General features: G+C 69.2%; 2 protein-coding genes. Both read right to left on the minus strand.

All coding sequences use genetic code 11. The features are described 5' to 3' along the window. Positions 1–1501: glycoside hydrolase family 6 protein (locus QSK45_RS37955; protein ID WP_285563515.1), on the minus strand; the 1501-nt coding region annotated here is incomplete at its 3' end. An 85-nt stretch (positions 1502–1586) separates the two neighbouring features. Next, entirely contained in the window at positions 1587–1730 is a 144-nt protein-coding gene (locus QSK45_RS38730; RefSeq protein WP_490993679.1) for a cellulose binding domain-containing protein, read from the minus strand. Position 1731: the final 1 nt, after the last annotated feature.

A 1731-nucleotide genomic window follows, 5' to 3' on the forward strand; every position in this document is an offset into this window, starting at 1 on the left:
CGTACCCGGTCACCCCCACATTGTCCGTCGAAGCGGACCACTTCAGCGACACACTCGACGCCGTCGTCCCCGACACCGCGAGGTTCGTCGGCGCGGACGGAGCGGTCGTGTCGGAAGTACCACCGCCACCACCACCGGAGACGGGCGGGTAGGCGTTCTGCAGCAGCTGCTGGAACTGCGCGGAGAACCAGTGACCGGCCAGCGGCGCGTTCGGCAGGGCGCCGGTCGGGTTGTTGCCGTTGCGCGCGTTGCCCGAGTAGGTCGGGTCGCACATCTGGTCGAAGCCCTTGCCCTCGCTGTTGTCGATGGGCTGGCTGGAACCGTCCGACTCGCCCGGGGGCTTCACCCACACGTAGGCGTCGATGCCGGAGGCCGGGGCCGCGGTCGGCCGCTCACCGAGGCCGGCACCGCTCTGGTTGCACCAGTTGCCCGCGTGGATCCGGCGGTCGATGCGGGCACCGTTGACGTAGTCGTCCACGGAGGTCGTCGGGCCGGGGCCGGTCGGGCGGGCGGAACCGCCCCAGCCGTTGCGGGAGGTGTCGATCAGCATGCCGATGCCGGAGTTGAAGCCCTTCGACACGAGCGTGGAACGCAGCGCCTGGGCGTAGGACTGCTCGTCGACGTACTGGTTCCAGTCCACCCACTTCGACTGGCGCACCGTCGTCCCGTTGACGGTGTCGGTCACCTTGAAGTTGGGCTCCACGGTCGCCGAGTAGTTGGCCGTGTTGACGATGAAGCCCTGCACGTCGTCGACCGTGGCACCGGCGGTGTTGGCGGCCTTGTAGAACTCGTCCACGGACGGGCCGAGGTTGCTGTCCCAGCCCAGCCAGCCGTGGTGGCCCGCGTCGATGTAGTTGTAGACGTTCGGGATCGCGCCCAGATGGTTCAGCGCGTAGCCGACGCCGGTCTCGTAGTTGCCGTTCGCCTTCATCGTCTCGCACTGGGACGTCGAGCCGGCGGTACCGCCCGCGTTGGTCACCAGGTTCGGCAGCGAGTCGGGCTCGATGACGTTGACGATCCGCAGGTTGGCGTAGGCCGGGTCGGCGAGGATCTTGGCGATCGGGTCGATGTACTCGGTCTCGTACCGGCCGATGTCCGTGGGACCCAGCTCACCGTTGGAGGCGAGTGCGGAGCAGTCCCGGCCCGGCAGGTCGTAGATGACCAGTGTGATCAGGTTGGCGCCCTCGGACACGGCCTTGTCGAGGTGGGCGCGCAGGCCCATCCGGCCGTTGGCGCCCTGGATGGTCGAGATGCTGTCCAGCCACACCGCGGTCGGCGTGTTGGCGACCGCGCTGCCGCCGGGCTCGGCCGCGGCGTTCGCGGACCACTCCGGGTTCACGTAACCCGTCGCGCCCACATAGGGGTTGTCCACCCGGGCGGTGGCGGCCGAGGCGGTCGGCGCGCTGAGGGTCACGGCCAGCGCGGAACTCAGCGCGAGCGCCGAGAGGGCGGCGAAGCCGCGCGTGAGCCTGGATCGCGGGGGAGGTGGGGGCTTCTTCACCAAGGGTTCCTTCCGTGGGGTGTTGTGGCGCGGCGCGGCCGTACGGCACACCACGCGCCGCTGGGGAGGGAGAACTGGGGAGGACTCAGGGTTCGACGCCGCCCGCGAGGGTGCCGTTGACGTACACGGTCACCTTCGTGGCGTCGGCGTAGGCGGTGTTGGTCGCGTAGCTGTAGTCGTCGCTCTCGCTGAAGTTCGACCAGTCGCTCTTGTTGACCCGGCTCTGGATG

Source organism: Streptomyces hygroscopicus subsp. hygroscopicus (assembly GCF_030269125.1).
GTDB lineage: Bacteria > Actinomycetota > Actinomycetes > Streptomycetales > Streptomycetaceae > Streptomyces > Streptomyces hygroscopicus_C.